The sequence below is a fragment of the uncultured Kushneria sp. genome (assembly GCF_947497025.1).
GTDB lineage: Bacteria > Pseudomonadota > Gammaproteobacteria > Pseudomonadales > Halomonadaceae > Kushneria.
In genome coordinates, this window is sequence record NZ_CANMFC010000001.1 from 449,989 (window position 1) to 468,126 (window position 18,138).

15 protein-coding genes are annotated in these 18,138 nt (G+C 56.4%); 10 read left to right on the plus strand and 5 right to left on the minus strand.

Going from position 1 to position 18,138, the window contains the following annotated elements; genetic code table 11:
- The first annotated feature begins 8 nt into the window (after positions 1 to 8).
- The 5 genes from Q0931_RS02085 to Q0931_RS02105 all read left to right on the plus strand — a co-directional run bounded on the left by Q0931_RS02085 (position 9) and on the right by Q0931_RS02105 (position 6,796).
- Positions 9 to 1,217, plus strand: coding sequence for a glycosyltransferase WbuB (locus Q0931_RS02085; RefSeq protein WP_299256774.1), 1,209 nt, complete (start codon positions 9 to 11; stop codon positions 1,215 to 1,217).
- The gene (locus Q0931_RS02090) at positions 1,214 to 2,638 is read left to right on the plus strand and encodes a mannose-1-phosphate guanylyltransferase/mannose-6-phosphate isomerase (protein ID WP_366941557.1); all 1,425 of its coding nucleotides are present in this window, start codon (positions 1,214 to 1,216) and stop codon (positions 2,636 to 2,638) included. Before Q0931_RS02085 ends, Q0931_RS02090 begins: the two co-directional genes overlap by 4 nt.
- Before the next feature lie 21 nt (positions 2,639 to 2,659).
- Positions 2,660 to 4,042 (plus strand): undecaprenyl-phosphate glucose phosphotransferase, encoded by a 1,383-nt coding sequence (locus tag Q0931_RS02095; RefSeq protein ID WP_299256776.1) that lies wholly within the window; start codon positions 2,660 to 2,662, stop codon positions 4,040 to 4,042.
- Between the two features lie 66 nt (positions 4,043 to 4,108).
- Complete coding sequence (locus Q0931_RS02100; protein WP_299256778.1) at positions 4,109 to 5,536, plus strand: phosphomannomutase; 1,428 nt, start codon at positions 4,109 to 4,111, stop codon at positions 5,534 to 5,536.
- A 120-nt stretch (positions 5,537 to 5,656) separates the two neighbouring features.
- Complete coding sequence (locus Q0931_RS02105; RefSeq protein WP_299256780.1) at positions 5,657 to 6,796, plus strand: glycosyltransferase; 1,140 nt, start codon at positions 5,657 to 5,659, stop codon at positions 6,794 to 6,796.
- A 74-nt stretch (positions 6,797 to 6,870) separates the two neighbouring features.
- Here the strand turns inward: Q0931_RS02105 and mqo are convergent, their stop codons facing one another.
- From mqo to Q0931_RS02120, 3 genes are all read right to left on the minus strand, one after another.
- Positions 6,871 to 8,574: a malate dehydrogenase (quinone) gene (gene mqo, locus Q0931_RS02110; protein ID WP_366941558.1), complete on the minus strand. Its 1,704-nt coding sequence runs from the start codon at positions 8,572 to 8,574 to the stop codon at positions 6,871 to 6,873.
- A 401-nt stretch (positions 8,575 to 8,975) separates the two neighbouring features.
- Positions 8,976 to 9,185, minus strand: a complete 210-nt coding sequence (locus Q0931_RS02115) for a hypothetical protein (protein ID WP_299256784.1) — start codon at positions 9,183 to 9,185, stop codon at positions 8,976 to 8,978.
- A gap of 235 nt (positions 9,186 to 9,420) precedes the next feature.
- Positions 9,421 to 9,861 (minus strand): hypothetical protein, encoded by a 441-nt coding sequence (locus Q0931_RS02120; RefSeq protein ID WP_299256786.1) that lies wholly within the window; start codon positions 9,859 to 9,861, stop codon positions 9,421 to 9,423.
- Between the two features lie 288 nt (positions 9,862 to 10,149).
- Between Q0931_RS02120 and Q0931_RS02125 the strand changes: the two genes are divergently transcribed.
- The 4 genes from Q0931_RS02125 to Q0931_RS02140 all read left to right on the plus strand — a co-directional run bounded on the left by Q0931_RS02125 (position 10,150) and on the right by Q0931_RS02140 (position 12,788).
- Positions 10,150 to 10,968, plus strand: a complete 819-nt coding sequence (locus Q0931_RS02125; RefSeq protein WP_299256788.1) for a mannosyl-3-phosphoglycerate phosphatase — start codon at positions 10,150 to 10,152, stop codon at positions 10,966 to 10,968.
- A gap of 21 nt (positions 10,969 to 10,989) precedes the next feature.
- Complete coding sequence (locus tag Q0931_RS02130) at positions 10,990 to 12,210, plus strand: glycosyl transferase (protein WP_299256790.1); 1,221 nt, start codon at positions 10,990 to 10,992, stop codon at positions 12,208 to 12,210.
- 98 nt (positions 12,211 to 12,308) lie between these two features.
- The gene (locus tag Q0931_RS02135) at positions 12,309 to 12,452 is read left to right on the plus strand and encodes a hypothetical protein (RefSeq protein ID WP_299256792.1); all 144 of its coding nucleotides are present in this window, start codon (positions 12,309 to 12,311) and stop codon (positions 12,450 to 12,452) included.
- Positions 12,453 to 12,551: 99 nt separating this feature from the next.
- Positions 12,552 to 12,788 carry an alkaline phosphatase gene (locus Q0931_RS02140; RefSeq protein ID WP_299257249.1) on the plus strand — a complete coding sequence of 79 codons (237 nt, stop codon included), beginning with the start codon at positions 12,552 to 12,554 and terminating at the stop codon, positions 12,786 to 12,788.
- Between the two features lie 215 nt (positions 12,789 to 13,003).
- Here Q0931_RS02140 and Q0931_RS02145 read toward each other — a convergent pair whose 3' ends face one another.
- Both Q0931_RS02145 and Q0931_RS02150 read right to left on the minus strand, forming a co-directional pair.
- Positions 13,004 to 15,001, minus strand: coding sequence for an ExeM/NucH family extracellular endonuclease (locus tag Q0931_RS02145; protein ID WP_299256794.1), 1,998 nt, complete (start codon positions 14,999 to 15,001; stop codon positions 13,004 to 13,006).
- A gap of 7 nt (positions 15,002 to 15,008) precedes the next feature.
- Positions 15,009 to 16,751, minus strand: coding sequence for a sugar phosphorylase (locus tag Q0931_RS02150; RefSeq protein WP_299256796.1), 1,743 nt, complete (start codon positions 16,749 to 16,751; stop codon positions 15,009 to 15,011).
- Positions 16,752 to 17,109: 358 nt separating this feature from the next.
- Between Q0931_RS02150 and Q0931_RS02155 the strand changes: the two genes are divergently transcribed.
- Positions 17,110 to 18,120, plus strand: coding sequence for a TerC family protein (locus tag Q0931_RS02155; protein ID WP_299256798.1), 1,011 nt, complete (start codon positions 17,110 to 17,112; stop codon positions 18,118 to 18,120).
- Positions 18,121 to 18,138: the final 18 nt, after the last annotated feature.

Here is an 18,138-nt window from a genome sequence, read left to right on the forward strand (position 1 = left end):
GAATCTTGATGAAGATACTGCTTTATGGGATCAACTATAAGCCTGAGCTCACGGGTATCGGTAAGTACTCGGGAGAGCTTTGCGAGTGGTTATCAAATCAGGGGCATGATGTCCGTGTTGTTACTGCACCGCCTTACTATCCTGCCTGGCAGGTAGATCCTGGCTATTCACGATGGTGGTTCAAAAAGGAAAGGGTGGAAGGCATCAGTGTATTACGGTGCCCGTTATACGTGCCCAGGTCTCCGACCACCATTAAGCGTCTTTTTCACCTGTCTTCCTTTGCACTGACGTCCTTTTTTGGTCTGTTTTCCAATTTACGGTGGAAGCCCGATCTGGTTGTCTTGGTAGCGCCGACGCTTTTCTGCGCCCCGGCGGCTATTTCCTTTTCCAGATTGGTTGGGGCGAAAAGCGTTATTCACGTGCAGGATTATGAAGTCGATGCCATGTTTGGTCTCGGTCTTGCCCAAAAGGGTGGGGTCGAGAAAATTGCATACAAGGTAGAACGTTATCTGCTTGATGGCTTTGATTATGTGTCCACCATTTCAAAAGCCATGTTGAAAAAAGCAGTAAACAAGGGGGTCGAGGAGAAAAAGACGGTATTTTTCCCGAACTGGTCAGAAGTATCTCGATTTAGCGATGCCATCAAAAACAATGACTTTCTGTCTGAACTTGGCATCGACAGTCAAAAAAGAATAGTACTTTATTCGGGAAATATGGGAGAAAAGCAGGGTCTTGAATCGGTAATTGCAACTGCAGATATTCTGCGGGATCGATCGGACATACAGTTTGTCATGGTCGGAGAGGGCGGTGGAAAAAGCAAGCTTATCGAACTTGCTGAAAAACAAAAGCTGGAAAATATCATTTTCCTGCCCCTGCAACCCTATGACAAACTGCCGACTTTACTCGCCTCTGTTGATTGCCATCTGGTTGTTCAGCGTCGCGGTGCCGCTGATGTTGTTTTACCTTCCAAGCTGACGAACATTCTGGCTGTCGGTGGCAACGCGGTGATTACGGCGGACCCGGAAACGGAGCTGGGCATATTATGTCGGGACTACCCGGGCATTGCCGAGTGTGTCGAGCCTGAATCCACTCGTGCGCTGGCCGAGGGAATTCTGAGCGCTTTGGAGAAGTCTCAACCCAATGTTGTGGCTTCAGAGTATGCGGCCAGAAATCTTGACAAGGCTCAGGTGATTCAGACCTTCTTAAACTCGATTTGAGCACCCTAATCATGTTTTTACCTGTGATCATGGCCGGTGGCTCCGGCTCACGTCTCTGGCCGCTTTCTCGCCCCCTGTATCCCAAACAATTCCTGCCGCTTGAAAATAACGGTCATACCCTGCTTCAGCAGACCGTACAGCGGCTCGAGAAGCTTGAGTATTTACCTCCCCTTTTGATCTGCAATGAGGAACACCGATTCCTTGCCGCTGAGCAGATGCGCGTCAAGGGGACTGGTCATGGTGGTATCCTGCTTGAGCCCTTCGGGCGTAACACGGCGCCAGCGATCGCCCTTGCCGCCTTGAGAAGTATGGCCAATGGTGAGGATCCCGTTTTACTGGTACTGGCAGCAGATCACTACATGGATGATGTGGCTGCTTTTCAGGAGGCCGTGCTCAAGGCTCAAATGGCGGCTGAAGAAGGGTTCCTGGTCACTTTCGGCATTCAGCCAACGCATGCTGAAACCGGCTATGGGTATGTCAAGGCTGGTAAAACGGGGGCGCAGGGTTATGCCCACATACAGTCCTTCGTTGAAAAGCCCGATGAGGTGACGGCACAGCGCTATCTGGCGGAGGGGGGATACTACTGGAACAGCGGCATGTTCATGTTCAAGGCCAGCCGTTACCTAGAAGAACTGGGCAGGTATCGGCCGGATATTCTTGAAGCCTGTCAGCGCAGCATGGCGCATGTCAGCGTTGATATGGATTTTCTTCGTATTGACGCCGCTGCTTTTGAAGGCTGTCCATCGGAGTCCATCGATTATGCCGTCATGGAGCATACCGACAGGGCTGTCGTGGTTCCCATGGAGGCCGGCTGGAGTGATGTAGGCAGCTGGTCAGCCGTTTGGGAGGTCAATGACAAGGATGACGCGGGCAATGTCAGCCATGGCGATGTGGCCCTCCATCAGAGCAGCAACTGTCTGGCGTATTCACAAAGCCGCCTTGTGAGCCTGGTTGGGCTGGATAACATCATGGTGGTAGAAACCAAGGATGCTGTACTGGTGGCAAGCCGTGATAACGCTCAGGAGGTCAAAACGCTGGTAGAGAGGCTAAAGGCCGAGGGTCGCAAGGAAGTATTGCAACACCGTGAGGTGTACCGGCCTTGGGGGAAATATGATGCGATCGATTGCGAAGCTCGCTATCAGGTCAAGCGTATTACGGTGAATCCGGGGCAGAAGCTTTCGGTGCAAATGCATCATCACCGCTCGGAGCACTGGGTAGTCGTTTCTGGCACTGCCCTAGTAGGTATTAACGGTGAAGAGCAGCTGGTTGCCGAAAATCAATCTGTTTACATTCCTTTGGGCGCTACACATTTCATGGCGAACCCGGGCAAGATCCCTCTGGAGCTGATCGAAGTCCAGTCAGGCGCCTACCTGGGTGAAGATGATATTGTGCGCTTTGAGGATATATACGGACGTCAGTAGTTTCACGAGGTAACCGGGGTTGTGGCTAACAAGGGCGTATTATTAATTGAACGAGCACCACTGCCACTGCTCGCAATGGTGCTGGATGCTATCGCTATTCTTACTGGCGGTATGGCCGCTTATTTTTATCGCTTTGGTCATTGGGATGTTGAAGAGCGTTACTTCTGGGCGCTGACTGTCATTACCTTGCTGTTGTTGATGCTCAATAGTTCAGCGGACGCGTACCGGCGTTGGCGTACCCGCAGATTTTACGAAATTCTGTTCAAGCTATTGCTGGTGTGGGGTGGCGTGACCGTGTTTGCCACTTCCATCATCTACTTCGTTCATGTGGCTGAACGATACTCACGCCTGTGGCTGGTGCTGACAATGGCGCTTTCCCTTGGCATTGCGGTCTCTGTACGCTGGGCGGCCAGAGCCGTTCTGGCGCGCTATCGGTTACGTGGGCGCCACCGGCGCCATGTTTTCATGATTGGCCCCGGCGCTACTTTATTGAGTATTAGTCGTCATATACGAGTTCAGCAGGTCGCAGGATATTCCGTGGCTGGCGTACATCGTTTAAGCGGTGATATCGATCCAGAAAGTCTGGCCTGTATATCGCGCCGCGTTGCGAAATCCGGTTGCAGTGAAGTCTGGATATGCATGCCATTAAGCATGGGAAGCGTGGTGCAGAGTCTGATGTATGCCTTGCGCTATCAAACGGTAGAGATTCGCTTTTTTCCAGAGCTTTCTGACCTGCCACTGCTCAATCATCGGATCAGCGAAATCGTAGGGCTTTATAGCATCGACTTGAGCGTAAGCCCCATGGCCGGTGGGGCACGCCTGATCAAGCGACTGGAAGATATTGTTCTCGGCACGATTCTGTCCATTCTGGCATTACCAGTGTGCATCATCATTGCAATCGCCATTAAATGCTCGTCTCCGGGCCCCATACTTTTCAAGCAGCATCGTACCGGGTTCAATGGAAAGCGCTTCAAGGTCTACAAGTTCCGCTCGATGAAAGTCCACAAGGAAAATGGTGGGCAGGTAACTCAGGCGAGAAAGGGGGATAGTCGTCTTACTCCGATAGGCGCCTTCCTGCGCCGCACTTCGCTGGACGAGCTACCGCAATTTTATAATGTTCTACAGGGCCGAATGTCGATTGTCGGCCCAAGGCCTCATGCCCTGGCACACAACGAGCATTACAAGGAGCTGGTGCAATCCTATATGCAGCGCCACAAGGTAAAGCCCGGTATTACGGGTTGGGCACAGGTCAGCGGCCTGCGTGGCGAAACAGATACGCTGGAGAAAATGCAAAAGCGCGTTCAGCATGATCTCTGGTATATCGATAACTGGTCACTGAGGCTCGATTTAAAAATCATTATCCTGACCTTTGTGAAAGGGTTTATCGGCCAAAACGCCTATTAGCCGGTAGGACCGGTGTCAGGCATCAGGATGTTCGGCACCAAACTTTTAAAGGCGGAGCCCGATAGCATGCAAGTTGATTTGATTCTGAAACATTCAAACGTTGCCTTCGGCACCAGCGGCGCGCGCGGCCTTGTAGAACATTTCACTGACGATGTCTGTGCGGCATTCACAGTTGCATTCCTGAGTCTGATGCGTGACCAGGAAGGCGCTTCAAGCGTTGCTATCGGGTTTGACCGTCGGCCGAGCAGCCCGGCCATGGCAGCCGCCTGTACCGCTGCGGCGCGCGGTATAGGCTTTGAGGTTACCGATTACGGGGTTTTGCCGACGCCAGCCCTGGCGCTACAGGCAATGATCGATGGCGTGCCCGCTATCATGATCACTGGCAGCCATATTCCCTTTGATCGTAACGGCATCAAGTTTTACCGACCTCAGGGGGAAATTACCAAGCAGGATGAGCAGGCTATTCTTGAAGTCTCAGCGCCGCTGCCCGAGCTGAATAGCGTTGCCCGTGGGCCGGAAAGCGATGAGGCACGCACCCGCTATATCGCACGCTATGTTGAATGGTTTGAGGGAAAACCGCTTGCCGGCAAGCGAGTTGGGCTTTACCAGCACTCGGCTGCCGGTCGTGATCTTAATGCACAGGTACTTGAAGCGCTGGGCGCTGATGTGATCGTGCTGGGTCGCAGCGAGCAGTTTGTGCCGGTGGATACGGAAGCCGTCAGTGAAGAAGATCGCCTGCAGGCACGCCAGTGGGCGCGTGATCACAATCTGGATGCACTGCTGACCACGGATGGCGATGGTGATCGCCCGCTATTGGCCGATGAGCGGGGAGAGTGGCTGCGTGGCGACATTCTGGGGCTTCTGTGTGCTCGTGAACTGCAGATACAGGCTCTGGCTGTCCCCGTCAGCTGCAATACTGCCATCGAAGTCAGTGGTGTCTTTAACAAGGTCATGCGCACCCGTATTGGCTCTCCTTATGTGCTTGAGGACATGGCGCTGCTGTCTGATCAATACGATCGGGTAGCCGGTTTTGAGGCCAACGGTGGTTTTCTGCTGAACACGACCCTTGAAAAGGGAGATCGTCGGATGACGGCACTGCCGACGCGAGATGCGCTTTTGCCTGCCCTGTCCCTGATGGTGGCCGCCTCGCATCGCCAGCAGCCACTGTCAGCGCTTGTTGCCGACCTGCCGGAGCGCTATACCGCCAGTGACCGGTTGAAAGCGTTTCCTGTTGAGCACAGTCAATCGCTGCTTGCCGAGTGGTCAGCTCACCCCCGGAAAATGTGTCATACCTTGGGGTTGAAAGACGCCCTCCATGAAACGGATATGACGGATGGTTTACGTGTGACGCTGGAAAATGGCGACATTATCCATTTGCGCCCCTCTGGTAACGCCCCTGAATTGCGCTGCTATGTCGAGTCGGCAAGTTGGGAAAAAGCGCAGGATCAGGTGGCCCATGTATTGAGTCGTCTAAGAGAAATATCCGGGATTTAAAAACCTTGTTGTCGGCGGCCTGATAACCCATGACTGGCGCTGGCAGCTACAGGTGAAACATGAAAATACTCCGGAATCGCCTTCTATAAACGTCATCAAAGAGAGTACGGCACTTTAATCATGCGCACCCTGATTGTGGTAAGAAGCCTGAAAATGGGAGGCATGGAGAGAGTCGCTGTCAATCTGGCCGATGCCTTTGCCGATGAAGGCCATGACAGTCATCTTCTGGTCTTTCGCAGGCGCAAACAGGGGCTTTCCCCTTCCAGTCCGGCAGTTAAAACCCATCACTTTCCACTGCGCTGGTGGTTGCGCCTGACCGGTGTTGGGTTGCTTATCGAGTTCATCTCACGGCTGTTGCTGAATCCATTGATCCGGCGGTCCCATTTTGTCTGGACCGGCTATCTGGGCGGGTACCTTTTCAAGGCGTGGCTTAAATACTTTGAACGCCGGCACGGTCGGCTGGATCGCATCATCTTTCGAGGGATCGGCTCCTTTGAAATGGTCTGGACCTTTCGTGATGAGCGCGCCAGATTCGTGCTGGAGAATACGCTGCCTCAGGATGTGAATGCTCGTCAGTACCAGCTGTTTTCGCGCTGTCTATTTCACGACAAGCATCTGGTCGCGGTCTCGGGAGGGGTGAAGGCGTCGATCGAGGAGTCGCAGGCGATCTGGAAGTTCAAACCGGCCGCCATTTCCGTCATCGTGAACCCCTGCCCGATACGTCAGATTCGTCAGCTCATGGAGGAAGACATTCCGGATATTCCCGACGAGCGATTTATCGTCAATGTGGCACGTCTTGTACCGCAAAAGGATCAGGCGCTATTGCTGCGTGCCTATGCCATGTCCGGTCTGCAGGAAAGGCTGGTCATGGTCGGTTCCGGGCCGCTGGAACATGATTTGAAGCGGCTCTCCCGGGAGTTCGGGATAGAAGACCGGGTGATGTTTGCCGGCAACAGGAACAACCCCTATCCCTTCATGAAGCATGCTCGCCTGCTGGTTCTGAGCTCGCGTGTTGAAGGCATGGGCATCGTTTTGTTTGAAGCGCTGGCCTGTGGAACACCCGTGGTGTCGGTTGATTGCAGGGGCGGTATACGCGAAATTCTCAAGGGTGAACTTGAGGATTCGATCGCGGCCAGAAATGAACAAGCGCTGGCAGAAAAGCTGAAGGAAAAAGTGGCAGGCGATAAACCGGTGATCAAGGAAGCCTGGTTAAAGGACTTTCTACCAGGTCAGGTGGTGCGTCGGTTTTTGGAAATCTAGGAACGAACCCGTTCTGTTCCACAAAAAACGGCACCCCGCGGGGCGCCGTTTTTTTACGTCAACTTAAAAGCCGTTTAGACGTTTTCAACCGTCTCGGTCGCTTCTTCGCTGTCAGCATCGTCGGCCTGCTCGCTGCCGGGTTCCTGACCGCGGGCGCGGGCCTTGAAGGTTTCAAGGCGCCCGACGTTGCCAGCCGTGGGCTGCGTGTCATCGAGCTCCAGAACGCTGCTGGTGTAGGCACGTACCGCGTTGATCATTTCCGGGTTGCCATTCAGCGTCTGGCCGTAGGACGGAATGATGCGGCTGAGCTTTGACTTCCATGCGTTGGACTCAAGCTCTTCCGGGAAGATCTTCGCCATTAGACCCAGCATGATGGTCGGTGACGTGGAAGCCCCCGGTGAGGCGCCCAGCAGGGCAGACATGGTACCGTCTTCAGAAGCGACGACTTCGGTGCCAAACTGCAGCACGCCGCCTTCGTTATCCTTGTCCTTGATGATCTGGACGCGCTGGCCGGCGGTGATCAGTTCCCAGTCATCGCGCTTGGCTTCGGGGAAGTAGGCCTTGAGGGCTTCAAAGCGATCTTCCTCGGACTGCATCACCTGGCCGACCAGATACTGCACCAGATTAAAGTTATCCATTCCGACCTGCATCATGGGCACGGTGTTGTGCGTCGTCAGCGAGCCGAACAGATCCGTCCAGGAGCCTTCCTTCAGGAATTTGGTCGAGAAGGTGGCAAAGGGACCAAACAGCAGGCGCGGCTTACCATCCAGCATGCGGCGGTCCAGATGCGGGACCGACATCGGGGGGGAGCCTTCCGCGGCCAGGCCGTAGGCCTTGACGTCATGACGGGCGACCACCTCGGGGTTGCTGGTCACCAGGAACTGCCCGCCCACCGGGAAGCCGGCATACTGTTCGGCCTCGGGAATACCGGATGCCTGCAGCAGCGGCAGGGCGGCGCCACCGGCGCCGATAAAGACGTGGCGTGCATTGACGCTGTGCTCGCTGCCGTTGTCGAGATCGGCAATGGTGACTTTCCAGGTGCCGTCATCGTTGCGATCGAGGCCGCGGACTTCACTGCCGGTGCTCAGAGTGAAGTTCTCGTGCTTCTGGTCCAGCGCGCTGATGAGCTGACGCGTGACTTCGCCCCAGTTGGCATCGGTCCCGGCCTTCATATAGGTGGCCGCCACATGCTGGGAATCGTCACGGCCGGCCATCATGGCCGGGACCCATTGACGCAGCACTTCAGGGTCTTCCGTGTACTCCATGGCGTCATAGAAGGCGTTTTGATGCATGCCTTCATAGCGCTTGCGGAGAAAATCGACGTTGTCATCCCCCCACACAAAACTGACGTGCGGTGTGTTGTTGATAAAGGAGGAGGGGTCGTGCATGACGCCATTGAGAATCTGATAGGACAGAAACTGGCGAGTAATTTCAAAGGCTTCAGTAATTTTCGGCGGCCGCGAAACATCCACGCTGCCATCTTCAAGCTGCGGGGTATAGTTCATTTCGCAAAAGGCGGAGTGTCCGGTGCCGGCATTGTTCCAGCCGTTGGAGCTTTCCTCGGCGACATTGTCCAGGCGCTCGTACAGATTGACCTTCCAGTCGGGCTGAAGCTCTTCCAGATAAGTGCCCAGTACGGCGCTCATGATACCGCCGCCGACCATGACAACGTCTACGGTGTCGTCACTGCTGGTCGTGGTACTGCTTTCAGAGGCCAGAGTATAGCCTGAGACCATGCACAGGTTCATGCATAGCGCTGCTGTTAAATGTTTTTTCATGATTTGGAAATATCTCGACTTGCCAGTCTATGGCTCTACCCGGGGCCGGATAGAAGTCGCCTGTAGCAAACGGACAGGCAGGAATTAAGGAATACTCAAGAGTAAGTGCGTCACTTTAACGCAGTTTTGCTTATGGAAGTGATTATGTATTTATAAAAAACGCATGGCTGTTTTTTTAGTTCAAAAAGAAAGGGGATGGGTAGGGCGGCCATGACTGGTAGAGGCAGCAGGTCGGATCCGGATCCAGACAGAAAAAATCCGCAGCGGGCGGACTTCGAAAGGAGGGTCTGTACCAAAGCCAGCAGGCCGATGTTTTTTACAGAAAATGACCGTGTTGTTGCAGCCTGCAGGATTGAACACCTGCTGGCTGGAGGTCTCTTTTAAAAGACGAATCGAGAGTGTCAGGCGCGGCCTGATGCCGAGGCGTCATATTCATCATCGTTGGCACTGTCATCATGGGCGCGCGGTTTTGCAGCGCCCATGATAATCAGGGCATGTTCATCGCCCACGTGACGCGTTTGAGCGGCGCGTCCGAAACTGCTGGCAAGCCACACACTGATACCGCACCACGTGATCATTGCCACTGCCATCATCATCAACAAGGAAGCCATGAGCATTCTCCTGCGTGGGGTGTTGATGCTCATGGTGACGACATGACATGACGCCAGGACGTCAGGGAGATGACGCTTTGATGAATCCCGGGTCGAAAGGCGCATGGCCGCTTTTTTTGAAGTCGTCGCCAATTTGATACCGATTGAGCCCGTGCACTGAAGTACCACGACCTGACATACCCGATGGGGTAATGATCAGGCCTGGCGGAAACAGTCATTCGCATCAATAGGTTAGTCAGAGAGTTAATGTTTGAAGGGGTTGAAGAGTCATTCTTTTTGACATAAAGGCATTCGTTGGTATTGGTCGTCCAGAGAAAGCCTCATGCTCTGGTTCAGCAAGGCGTATGAGATCCCCACCTTTCTTTTGGCACAAACTGGTTAAAGGATCTGATAAGTACCTTGATACTGCTGGCTTATTTTGACGTTTAGGCCGCAAATCTGCACATATTGTTACTTCATGTTGCGTCATCTTTCCCTCGTTCACATTTACCGCATCAGACGGTGGAGACAGGGAAAAATGAGTCAGGCAACCATTGCACTTCTTATCATATTGTTTCTTGGCAGCGGCGTTGCCTGGTGGAACGGCAACCGTCACGACAGCAATCATGGTGGCCATGCCGGTTATCATGAAGGTGGCCATGGCGGCGGTAACGGCAGCGGCGGTGGCGGTATCCATTTCCCTGATCCGCAGCAGTGTTCCTGAGCCGGAACGGCTTGAAAGAATTTGATCGTGATTGAGGCCGTGGCAGCCGCCATGGCATCAGTCATGGTAAAGGGCCCATCGCACGCACTGCGATGGGCCCTTTGCGTATGCGGGGCATGGCCCCTGCAGGGCATATACCACGTGCCCTCTGCCAACCGGGCTGGTGTGGCTTTCATGACACGATATGGTGTGTTCGGGGCCAAAGAGGCTATTCTGATGCCCTTGTCGCCAATAATGGCCTTTTCTTATAGAGCGGACACCATGACATCAACGCCACAACAGCCGCTACTGGTGTTTACGGATCTGGATGGCTCCTTGCTGGACCATGCCACCTATGACTATACGCCGGCCATGACCTGGCTTGAGCGTCTTAGAGAAGGGGCGGTGCCGCTGATCATCAATACCAGCAAGACCGCGGCAGAGGTCATGGTACTGCATCAGGCGTTAGGGCTTGATGCGCCCTTTATTACTGAAAATGGGGCTTCGATTCATCTGCCGGCCTCCTGGTGTCTGGATGAAACGCCTGATGAGCGCGGCTGGGCCGATATTGTGCTTGGCGAATCCTACCGCCGGATTCGCGATGTTCTGGAGGCGATCAGGGCCACCGAAGGCTTCCAGTTCAGAGGTTTTGGCGATTTCGGTATCGAAGAGGTGGCCGAGCATACCGGGCTTGATATCCACGATGCCGAGCTTGCCCATCTGCGGGAAGCCTCGGAACCCCTGATCTGGGAAGACACGGAGGAGGCGCTCGAGCGCTTTCGCCTGTTGTTGATTGGTGCCGGCCTGAGCCTGACCCAGGGGGGGCGTTTCTATCACGTTCTGGGGGATAACAGCGGCAAGGGGCGCGCGATGGCCTGGCTGGTGGATCGCTATCACCTGCTCAAGGGGCAGCGTCCTCTGACCGTGGGTCTGGGAGATGGCCCCAACGATATACCGATGCTGGAAAGCGTCGACCGGGCGGTGCTGATTCGCGGTGAGCATGACACCCCGATCCGTATCGTCGAGACTATCCAACTTTATACAACAACACAAAAGGGCCCGGCAGGATGGTCGGAAGGTCTTGATCACTGGCTGGGTTGACCGCGACAGGGAAAAGACGCCATGAGCGATTTTTATCAAAACGGCATTATTACCAACTTCCATAATCTCACGCGGCGCCCGCTGGAAGCTCTGGAAAGTGACCTGCTGGGGTTTTCAAAACGCCGTCCGATGGGGCTGATTCTGCCTTCGCTCTATTCCGAGCTCGAAGGTCCGGCGCTCACCCGTATTATCGACCAGCTCTCGCAGGTTGAATATCTAAGCGAGATCATCATCGGGCTGGATCGCGCCGATCGGGATCAGTTTCTTCACGCCCGCGACTTCTTTTCCCGCCTGCCCCAGCGCCATCGCATTCTCTGGAACGATGGCCCGCGCCTGAAGGCACTGGATGCCGAGCTTGCCGCCGAGTCGCTCTCGCCGCAGGCGCCGGGCAAGGGGCGTAACGTCTGGTTCTGCTCGGGGTATGCCATTGCCTCCAGTCGCACTGAAGCGATCGCGCTGCATGACTGCGATATCACCACCTATGACCGCTCGATGCTGGCGCGTCTGCTCTATCCGGTGGCCAATCCGCACTTCAACTACGAGTTCTGCAAGGGCTATTACGCTCGCATTGCCGATGGCAAGCTCAACGGACGCGTCGGGCGGCTGATGGTGACCCCGCTTCTGCGGGCGCTGAAAAGGATTCACGGACCGCTGGACTATCTGAACTATCTCGACAGCTATCGCTATCCGCTCTCGGGCGAGTTCGCCATGCGCGCCGATGTGTTAAACGATATCCGCATTCCCAGTGACTGGGGACTTGAGATCGGCGTGCTTTCCGAAGTGCACCGCAATTACTCCACCAAGCGGCTGTGCCAGGTCGATATTGCCGACAACTACGATCACAAGCACCAGCCGCTCTCGCCGGAAGACGCCTCCACCGGGCTTTACCGCATGAGCACCGACATCGCCAAGGCGCTCTATCGCAAGCTGGCCACGCTGGGTGTCACCATGAGCGAGGCGCACTTTCGAACGCTCAAGGCCACCTACTACCGCACCGCGCTCGATATCATCGAAAACTACTACCATGATGCCATGATGAACGGCCTCAAGGTCGATCGTCACAGCGAAGAGCAGGCCGTGGAGCTGTTCGCCCAGAGCATCATGGAGGCCGGTGTCGCCTTTCTGGAAAGTCCGCGCGACAAGCCCTTCATCCCGAGCTGGAGCCGGGTACAGTCGGCCTTCCCCGATATGCTTGAACGCATGTATGACGCCGTGGAAGCCGATAACCGCGGCGACGTGTAAACCTGTCTCCCTTTTAGTCCCTGTCACCGCTATCAGGCCTGTGGTCCGGCAACGACACCCATGGGCGTCGGAGCCGGCGCTGGTGCCGGCCTTTCTGGATGCCACGAAATCCATTCTGGATGGCTGGCTACAGTCAGGCGCTGGGCCAGCTGAGCGAAGCCTTTCGCGATGTGCTGGCCGGTCAGGACGAGCAGCCGGGCCAGTCGCCCGATATGCCAGAAGAACTTCACCGCCATCCATGAGCAGATGCACAAGGAGGCCAGCGATCGCATCGAAACAGCCGGCCTGAGCAATGATGATGCTGGTGCTGCCTGGATCATGCAGACGCAGGCCTTGCGGCTCTGACGCAGACACTCAACGAATATGGCGGTATCAGCTTCAGCTCCGGCAACCACACGGCCGAAAACGTGCCGCTGTACGCCTCCGGTCCGGGTTCCGACATCTTTGCCGGCCTTCTGGACAACACCGAAGTGGGTCAGGGTCTGGCCACGGCCATGGGTCTTGAGTTCTCCGATCTGCCCGCAGCCGAGGTCATGGGCGTCGACACCATGGCGCAGAACGAGCTGGCGGTCGCCTGAGGCGCGGGCCACTTTCAGCGCCTCTGACGGTACCTTCTGAGGCCTGAAGGGGGCCTTGAGTATCAGAACGCTGGTCGTCGCCGGGGAAGGCGATACCAGAAGAAGAGCACGAAGAAGGGCGCCATGAAGGCGCCCTTTGTTATATCGGTACTTTTTTCTGATTTTCTGATTTCCAGTTCCGGCAACCTGTCGCTGCCGGAACCCGGCGGCCCTTTCTAGAAGCCCGCCGCCTGTTGATTATCGCTGCCCGGATCAATGCCGATAATGATGGGATCATGGTCCGAGGCGCGCCAGACATCATCACTGTAGAGCGTATCGATCTGGGCGTCCGATTTGTACTCGGTGTTGTAGTCCAGCACGGTGGGTTCGTCGGCGTTGATATGCCAGGTCGTGGTGCCGGTGACCTGATCATTCATCGAAGCACTCGCCAGAGCGTGGTCCAGCGAGCCCCACTGGCCATCAAAGCTGTAGGAGTAGTCGTCATCCAGCAGCGTGTAGCCCTCATCGCGCAGTGCCGTGATGGGGTCTTCCATGGCGTAGCTGTTGAGATCCCCCACAATCAGTACATCGCTGTCACCGCTGTCGGTAGGATCGGTCTCGATCCAGGCGGCGAGCTGCTCGGCGGCGTCAACCCGGGTCGGGTTATTGTTGCCCTGACCGTCACCGATTGCCTCTTCACCATCGATCACACTGCCCTTGGACTTGAAGTGATTGACCGCGACCGAGAAGGTTTCCTGGCTGTCGTTGTCCTGGAAGGTCTGCAGCATGGGGGCACGGTTGCCGGTGGCAAAGGCACCGCTGGTATTGATGGCGGCTTCCCCCGCGGGCGTGACGCTGTCAGCGCGGTAGATCATGCCGACGGCGATGGCATCGGTCCCGGGGGCCACGACGTCGCCGTTGTCATCGCGCGGCGTGATCCATGCCCAGTCACCGCCGTTGCTGCCATTGTCGGTCTCATAAGTATTGAGAGCCGAGACCAGCGTGGCGATGGCGCTATCTTCTGCGTAGCCATCATTGGCCACTTCCATCAGGCCGACCACATCGGCATCGGAAGCGCTGATGGCGCTGACCAGCTTGTCCTGCTGGCGGTCAAGTTCTACCTCGCTGTTGGCACCGCGCGGGGTATGCTCGATGCCGCCGGGCGTGGTGATCTCGTTGCCATTGGCATCCAGGGTGTTGAAGTAGTTCAGCACGTTGAAGGAGGCGACTTTCAGTGAAGCGTCACCGAGTGCCTGGGCATCCGGGGCCTCGGTGCGTTCATTGGTGGCCTGGAAATTCTGGCCATCGGTACTCTGCACGCGCCACTGCTGATGGCTGAAATCCAGTACGCCGTTGAGCTGATCCAGCGTATCGCCACCGCGCAGCGTATTGTCCGCCGACAGCGGCGCGCCGTTCCGCCCGAAAATAATCTCTTCGGGGTTCTGCGCACTGCTGGCGTCATCGAGCACGATCGAGCGGCTTTCGATCTGCTCCAGCCACTGCTGATGGCCCGCCTGGTCCGGCGTGTGCTGCTCGGTGTACTGCGCCAGCCGGCCGCCGGAAGAGAGCGTCACGCTGCCGTAGCGCCCCAGTTCATGGGTGTCGGTGACGGTCAGCGGCGTGCTGTCTTCGCCTTCGATGCTCACCCGCATGCTTTCAAGGGCGGCCAGATCCGACTTGTCTGCCATGGGCAAAGTCAGCGCCGTGGCGTCAGGCAGGGCCTGATCGGTGCCGGTGACTTCCAGCGCGGTCAGATCCGTCAGTTCGGTCTTGCCTTCATACTCCTTAACCGTGCCACTCAGGCGGACCCGGTCGCCGACGCTGATATCATCAAACTGCGCGTCCTGACCGTCCTGCAGATAGACAAAAATGCCTTCGGAGGTGGCGACATTGCCATCCTGGTCGGTCGCTTCTTCCTGGACGAAAAAGCCGCTCAGGCCGTCGCGGGCATCCAGCGTCACGATGGCCTCGACGCTGACCCGCTGGCCGGCCATCGCACTTTGCATACCGCTGCCCTGAATGGTGGAGATCATCTCCACGGGAGGTGCTTCCATGTTATCTCCTGGGTCATTGTCCCCGTCATCCTGCTCGCCAGTGTTTTGGTCATCACCGCCCTGATCGTTGTCACCGGCCTGACCGTTAACGGTGTCGTCGGCATTCTGAATCATCAGACCCGCGTCCGGTGATACTGTCAGCGGGGCACTGAACCAGGACGCGTGTGAAATGGGCGTCATGCCTGACTCAGGCCTCGCTGACCAGCCAGCAGCTGCGATAGGGCTTGAGCACGGGGAGCTCGCTGTCCGGATCGATGCGCTCCAGCAGATCGCGCCAGTGATGGCTGGCCCAGGCCTCGGGCAGATTCAGGGGATGGGACTGGTCGGTCACGTTGTGTACGGCCAGAAGCCGCCGACCATCGGGCAGCGGGCCGCGCAGGAAAGCGAAAAAGTGCGGGCCCAGATCGATGATCTTCTGCGGCACGTCGGGGTGAAAGCAGGGCTCCTGACGGCGGGTTTTCAGTCGCGTTGTCAGCGCCTCGAACACAATGTGCGTGGGCGTGCTGTAGGCCTCCAGCAGGGGCTCCAGTGCCTCGCGCTGCCAGCGCTTGCGGTTAATCGCCCGCAGTCGGCCGGTACGGGTCACGCCTTCATGATCGTTGAGCGTGGCGACCAGGCTATGAAAATAGACGGCCGGAATGCCCTGAAGACCCAGCATGATGGTCTGGGAGCAGATAAAGCGGGCAATCTGCCATGGATCGGCGCCGCGTCTTGTCCCCTTGAGCGCATCGAAATAGGTGATATTGATCTCGTAGGGTGAGTCCTGACCATCGGGGTCGGTCTTCATGCTGGTGAAGCCGCCAAAGCGCTGCATCAGTTCCAGCAGGGCATCGATGTCATGGCGGGGCAAAAGACCTTCAAGCGCGCGGACACCGACGCCGTCGTGGCTGGCGGTAAAGTTGAGATAGGTGCAGCCGACCGGCAGCGAGGGCAGGGTGGCGGCCCATTCGGTCAGGGCCCGGGCATCGCCGGTCGTCAGGGTATGCAGCAACAGCGGCGGCAGAGTGAACTGATAGATGATGTGCGCTTCATCACCGTTGCCGAAATAGCTCAGATTTTCATGATGGGGAACGTTGGTTTCGGTCAACAGCAGCGCCCCGGGGGCCACGCGTTCCATGATGGCGCGCAGCAGCCGTACGATGGCATGGGTCTGTGGCAGGTGAATGCAGCTTGTGCCCAGCTCCTTCCATAGATAGGCGATGGCATCGAGTCGAATCAGACGCGCGCCCTGGTTCAGGTAATAAAGCAGCACACCGACCATCTCGATGAGCACATCGGGATTGGCAAAGTTGAGATCGATCTGGTCTTCGGAGAAGGTCGCCCAGACATGTTGCATGCCCCGCCGGGTGGAAACCGGTGCCAGCAGCGGCGTATTGCGCGGTCGGGTCACGGATCTGACATCGGTCTGTTCGGGCAGTTCGATGAAGTAGTCACGCCCGGGCAGCGTGTCCGAGAGGTAGTCAATAAACCACAGCGATTCCCTCGAGACGTGGTTGATGACCAGATCAAACATCAGGTTGAAGCGTCCGGCGAGATGGCGTATCTGGGGCCAGTCCCCCACGGCGGGGCTGACCTTGCGATAGTGAATGACCGAAAAGCCGTCATCACTGCTCCAGGTGAAAAAGGGCAAAATATGCACGGCACTGAAGGTGTCCTCAAGGTGCTCGCGCATGAAGCGCTCCAGCACTTCCAGCGGGACGCTTCCCTCGCCTTCAATGATGCTGTCTCCGTAGGTAATCATCATCTGGGTCTGCTCGCTCCAGAGCGGGCGCGGCTCACGGGTGATGTCCTTTTGATGATGGGCGATCAGCTGTTCCAGGCGCCGCAGAATGTCAGGGGCCTGTTCCTTATAGACAAACGTCAGTTCGGCACCGGCACGGGCGTGAAAATCATCGCGGGAAAGCGCGGCGACTGTGGGGGCGGCAGACATGGCAGGACTCCGGTATCTATTATTGTATGACTTTAATCAAAGCCCTTGATGGCTGGAAATTCAAACTGTGTCCGGTCTGAAAAAACATTAAGGCTTAATTATTGGCTTGCGCCAATGTAAAAGCTGATCGACACTTGCCGCTGTTGAAGGAGGGGAGTATTCCCTGCAGGGCGCGGCGCCTGTTATCAGGCCTGCGTTTTTCTACAGCGGTGTCGTCATCACGGTGAATTGTCGCTTGAGGAGTGTCCCTTGAGACAGTCACCCGGTGCCGCTGGTCAGGGGTGTTGCCACGCAGGGATGTGGCACGCCTTTGGCGGAAGAGACCTCCGGTAAATCACCTTTGCCGGAGAACCAGGGCATGCATGTTCCTTTCTGGGTATGGGGAGCCACCATTGCGGGCTTCGCTGCCATGTTTTTGTTTGATTTCTTCTCGCACGTGCGCAAGCCGCACGCCCCGACCATGCGCGAGTCAGCGCTGTGGTCCGTGTTCTATGTCAGCCTTGCGGCCATTTTTGGGGCCGGTCTCTGGATGGTGTGGGGCCATGATCATGGGGTGGAGTATTTCGCCGGCTTTATTACCGAGAAGAGTCTGTCGGTCGATAACCTGTTTGTCTTTGCCATCATCATGGCCAAATTTGCCGTCCCACCTATCTATCAGCAGAAAGCACTGCTGATCGGCATCATTATGGCGCTGATCATGCGCGGCATTTTCATCGCCGTGGGCGCTGCCGCCATCAATCAGTTCAGCTGGGTCTTTTATATCTTCGGGCTTTTTCTGCTCTATACCGCTTTCAAGCTCGCCGTGGAAAGTGCGCAGGGCAAGGAAGGCGGCGAAGAGGATTTTGAGCCCAATGCGCTGGTAAAGTTTGCCGAGCGCCATCTTCCGGTGACCGATCAGTTCCATGAACAGAAGCTGATCGCTCGCGAAAATGGCAAGCGTGTCCTCACGCCGCTGTTTCTGGTGGTACTGACGCTGGGTGTCACCGATTTGCTCTTCGCGCTGGATTCGATTCCGGCCATCTACGGGCTGACGCAGGAACCCTATATTGTCTTCACGACCAACGCCTTTGCGCTGCTGGGGCTTTTGCAGCTCTATTTCCTGCTGGGCGGGCTGCTGGATCGACTGGTCTATCTGGGCTTTGGTCTGTCGCTGATTCTGGCTTTTATTGGCGTCAAGCTGGTGATGCATGCCATGGTCGAGAACACGCTGCCCTTTATCAATGACGGTCAGCCGCTTGAGTGGGTGCCGCATATTTCGACGGTGCTGTCCCTGTCCGTCATTGTCGGCATTCTGGTGGTGACGACCGTGGCCAGTCTTCTGAAAAGCCGACACAGCAGTAAAACGGCGTTGGATCAGAATCAGGGCTAAAGGCAGCCTGCGATGTCC